We start from the raw sequence: 4,227 nt of genomic DNA on the forward strand, positions 1-4,227 counted from the left end.
CCCGCCAGGCCCGCTTCCGCGGCCTCGGCGTCCAGCCCCCGCGCGGCTAGCGTCCGGCCTGCGCGGGGCCGGCGTCCGGCCTCCGCACGGTCAGCGGCGTCGACGACCGGCGGGCGTCATGGGACGGGGACGCGCTCGACCCGGATGGAGACGACCTCCTCGCGGGGCACCACGACCTCGTAGGCGCCGTGGTCGACCATCCAGTAGCCCAGCGCCTCGGCCTTCATGCCGCTGTGGCCCAGGTAGGCGATGTGCAGCCCGTCGTCGTCCTCGTCGAGGACGACGCACGGCTCGCCGCCGAACGAGCCCACGGTGCGGATCAGCACCAGCCACTCCAGCTCCTCGCGCCGGACCGGACGCCGCCAGTAGCCCGACGCCGCCTCGAAGCCGTCGAGCTCCTCCTCGCTGAACAGCACCACCTGGTCGCTCTCGGGCCCCAGCGCGGCGGGCAGCGTGCGGTCGCCGTACCGGGCGACGAAGCCGGAGGCCACGGGCGTGAGCTCGTCGTTCATGGGGCCGGCCGCCAGGTCAGCCCGTCGTAGGCGGCGAACGGCCGCTCGCCCTCCTCGCTGACGTGCACGATCTCGGCGCCCGCCGGAATCGGCATGGGCACCGTGTGGAACTGCGGCACGACGTGGTGGGTCGAGCTGGTGAACCCGTTTCCGGCGAACGGCGGCACGTCGCTCCAGTCACCGCCCATGTGCGGCCCGTACGGCACCACGTAGGTGTCGACGTCGCGGGCGTACCAGCGCATGACGTAGAGCTCCGGCACCTCCGCGGTCAGCTCGGAGCCGTCGAACGACAGGTCGAGCCCGAAGTAGAGATCCCTGGGCGTGGTCAGCAGCGAGCAGTCCTGAACCCGGTAGACGTAGCCGGAGACCACCGTGCGCTTGCCCGACAGGTAGGGCACGAGCAGACGCGGCGGGACGACCTTCTGCATCTGCGTTCGGCTCACTCCTCCACTTTACGATCTGTTGACTCCCAGCACGCGATGTTCGAGGCAGGGCAGAGTGGCGCGGGCGGCCGCGGTCGCCTCCGCGTCGAGCTCCACCACCTGGACGCCGGGGGCGGTGCCCAGGTCGGCACGGACCACCCCGAGCGGGTCGACCAGCATGCTGCGGCCCACGCCGAAACCGTCGTCCGACTCGGCCGGGTTGGGGGCCTGGCCGACGGCGGCGGTCCACATCGTGTTCTCCAGCGCGCGCGCCCGTACCAGGGTGATCCAGTGATCCTCCTTCAGAGGCCCCGACCCCCACGCGGCGATCACCGCGAACAGCTCCGCGCCCCGGTCGACCAGGGCCCGCGTCAGTTCGGGGAAGCGCACGTCGTAGCAGGTGATCAGGCCGACGCGGAGCCCGGCCAGCTCGACCACCGCGGGCTCGCTCCCGGGCGCGACCAGCTCCGACTCCTTCGCGCCGAACGAGTCGAACAGGTGGATCTTCCGGTACGCCGCCTTCAGCTCGCCGGAGGCGTCGAGCGCCACGGCCGTGTTGTGGACGCGCCCCGGCCTGTCGCCCGGCTCGAACGTCCCGGCGATCACCGCCGTGCCGTGCTCGCGGGCCGCCTCGGCCACGCCCGACAGGAACGGCCCGTCCAGCGGCTCGGCCAGCTCGGTGATGCGCCTGCCGTAGCGGGTGAGCGTCGCCTCGGGGAAGATCGCCAGGTCGGCCCCGGCGGCCCGGGCGAGCGCCTCGCGGACCTTCTTGAGGTTGGCGGACGGGTCAGGAGAGACCGGGATCTGGCAGAGGGCGATTGTGGTCACGGCCCGACTCTAACCGGTTGGGGACCAGTCGAAACCAGGTCAGGCACCTCCAGATCCACTCCAGGGGCCCGTACCGGAACCTCGACAGCCACCACCGGCTGAACAGCGCCTGCGACGCCACGGTCACCGCCGCCACCGCGAGGACGGACCAGCGGCTGGGGTCGCGGTCCACCAGCGCGTCGGTGAGCACGATCACGACCGTGCCGGAGACGTAGTTGGTCAGCGCCATCCTGCCGAGCGGCTCCAGCACGGCCGACAGCGCCGCCGAGAGTCGCGCCGGCGGTCCGGCCGGCCGCTGCGGCGTCCCGCGCGTACGCAGGAGCAGCAGCATCCCGGTGACGTAGGCGGCGGCCCCGGCCAGCGCGGCCAGGCTGTAGACGGTCCAGTCGCGCGTGACCACCCAGGCGGGGGTCAGCAGCGCCGACGCCAGGGCGCTCACCGCGAACCCCGGCCACAGCAGCCGCGCGGGGGGCCGCAGCTCCATCACCGCCATGCCCAGCAGGAACAGCCCGGGGATGAGCAGCGTGCCGCCGCCCTGCCACACCGCCCACGCGATCGCCGCCACCGCCAGGAACAGCACCGGCAGCCCGCCGGTGAGGAACGACGCGGGCATCAGCACCGCCAGGCCGTAGAAGGCGTAGTCGGTCAGCACCTCGCCCTCGTAGAAGGCGTGCTGGGCGATCCCGAAGCAGAACAGCCAGAACAGCCTCGGCAGCAGCACCCACCGGCCGGCCCGGCGCAGGAACAGCACGAAGCTGATGCCGAACAGCAGCGAGAAGATCGGATAGAAGCGGCTCTGGAACAGCGCTTCAACCGCCCAGTCGATCCCGGTGCGCGGGACGTGCCTCGCGTGCGGCGCGTGCTGCCAGGTGTTGACCAGCATGATCCCGCTCACCGCGAAACCGCGGAGGGCGTCGAGCTCGCGAACGCGTGTCACGGGAACCAGGAAACCCACCCTATGAGGAAACCCCTATGAGGAAACCGGCGCCCGGCGGTGCCGGGTGATCAGGGGACGAGCCTAATAGTCTGGGCCTGTGACTGAACCACTTGTTGCGCGGATGCGGGCGTTCGGCACCACGATCTTCGCGGAGATGAGCGCGCTCGCCGTACGGACCGGTTCGATCAATCTGGGGCAGGGCTTCCCCGACACCGACGGCCCGGAGGCGATGCTGGAGCAGGCGGTGCGGGCGATCAGGTCCGGCGCCAACCAGTATCCGCCCGGTCCCGGCGTGCCCGAGCTGCGGCGGGCCGTCTCCGAGCACCGGACCGCCCACTACGGGCTCGATTACTCACCCGACGGCGAGATCCTGGTGACCGTGGGCGCCACCGAGGCCATCGCGGCCACCGTGCTCGCGCTGTGCGAGCCGGGCGACGAGGTGATCGCGTTCGAGCCCTACTACGACTCCTACGCCGCCTCGATCGCGCTGGCGCAGGCGAGGCTGGTGGCGGTGACGCTGCGCCCGATGGCCGGGCGGTTCACGTTCGACCCGGCCGAGCTGCGGGCGGCCGTCACGCCGAGGACCCGGGCGATCCTGGTCAACTCACCTCATAACCCGACGGGCACGGTCTTCACCCGCGACGAGCTGGCCGCCATCGCGGAGGTGTGCAAGGAGCGCGGGATCATCGCGATCACCGACGAGGTGTACGAGCACCTGACGTTCGACGGGGTCGAGCACGTGCCGCTGGCCACCCTGCCAGGCATGCGCGAGCGCACCGTGATGATCTCCTCGGCGGGCAAGACGTTCTCCGTCACCGGCTGGAAGACCGGCTGGGTGTGCGCGCCGCCCGCGCTGGCCGGGGCCGTGGCGACGGTCAAGCAGTTCGTCACCTTCACCGCGGGCGCGCCCTGGCAGCTCGCGGTCGCCTACGCCCTGCGCCACGAGCTCGGGTGGGTGGCCGGGCTGCGCGCGCAACTGCAGGACAAGCGCGACCGGCTCATGGAGGGGCTGGCCGCGGCCGGGTTCGAGGTGCTCCGGCCCGCGGGCACCTACTTCGTGCAGACCGACATCCGGCCGCTCGGCTTCTCCGACGGGCTGGAGCTGACCCGCCGGCTGCCGGAGCTCGCCGGGGTGGTCGCCATCCCGACCCAGGTGTTCTACGACCACGCCGAGCGCGGGAGGCACTTCGTCAGGTTCGCGTTCTGCAAGAAGGACGAGGTCATCGACGAGGCCGTGGCCAGGCTCAAGCGGCTGTCCGGCTAACCCCGCTTCGGAGGGTCCGGAGCGTCGAGCTTGCGGCTCTGCGGTGCGTCCGGCTTCCGGCCTTGTGGTGCGTCCGGGTTCCGGCCTTGTGGTGCGTCGAGCTTGCGGCGTTCCGGCGCGTCGAGCGGCGCCAGGGCGGCGCCCGCCTCCTCGCGGGCGGCGCCCGTGGCGAGCAGCAGGTCCACCACGATCGACCGCAGCTGCGCCACGATCACGTCGGCCGAGAACCCCAGCCGCTCGGGCCGCTGCCGCGCGGCCACGGCC

5 protein-coding genes and 1 pseudogene are annotated in these 4,227 nt (G+C 72.2%); 1 reads left to right on the forward strand and 5 read right to left on the reverse strand.

The window, feature by feature from the left end; all coding sequences use genetic code 11:
• Positions 1 to 116 precede the first annotated feature (116 nt).
• From DQW85_RS26735 to DQW85_RS26750, 4 genes are read right to left on the reverse strand one after another with little or no spacing between them, the layout of a single operon-like run.
• Positions 117 to 512 (reverse strand): hypothetical protein, encoded by a 396-nt coding sequence (locus tag DQW85_RS26735; RefSeq protein ID WP_113702688.1) that lies wholly within the window; start codon positions 510 to 512, stop codon positions 117 to 119.
• The gene (locus tag DQW85_RS26740; protein ID WP_240197445.1) at positions 509 to 955 is read right to left on the reverse strand and encodes a hypothetical protein; all 447 of its coding nucleotides are present in this window, start codon (positions 953 to 955) and stop codon (positions 509 to 511) included. Before DQW85_RS26740 ends, DQW85_RS26735 begins: the two co-directional genes overlap by 4 nt.
• 9 nt (positions 956 to 964) lie before the next feature.
• Entirely contained in the window at positions 965 to 1,762 is a 798-nt protein-coding gene (locus tag DQW85_RS26745) for a carbon-nitrogen hydrolase family protein (RefSeq protein WP_113702690.1), read from the reverse strand.
• The gene (locus tag DQW85_RS26750; protein ID WP_205315432.1) at positions 1,722 to 2,699 is read right to left on the reverse strand and encodes a DUF418 domain-containing protein; all 978 of its coding nucleotides are present in this window, start codon (positions 2,697 to 2,699) and stop codon (positions 1,722 to 1,724) included. The genes DQW85_RS26745 and DQW85_RS26750 overlap by 41 nt, the downstream gene beginning before the upstream one ends.
• Before the next feature lie 97 nt (positions 2,700 to 2,796).
• On the opposite strand from DQW85_RS26750, the gene DQW85_RS26755 reads away from it, so the two are divergent.
• Complete coding sequence (locus tag DQW85_RS26755; protein ID WP_113702691.1) at positions 2,797 to 3,963, forward strand: pyridoxal phosphate-dependent aminotransferase; 1,167 nt, start codon at positions 2,797 to 2,799, stop codon at positions 3,961 to 3,963.
• Here the strand turns inward: DQW85_RS26755 and DQW85_RS46080 are convergent.
• Positions 3,960 to 4,227: pseudogene (locus DQW85_RS46080) on the reverse strand (hypothetical protein); the annotation flags it as partial. The gene DQW85_RS26755 and the pseudogene DQW85_RS46080 overlap by 4 nt on opposite strands.

Origin of the sequence: Nonomuraea lactucae, from assembly GCF_003313395.1 — a bacterium.
GTDB lineage: Bacteria > Actinomycetota > Actinomycetes > Streptosporangiales > Streptosporangiaceae > Nonomuraea > Nonomuraea lactucae.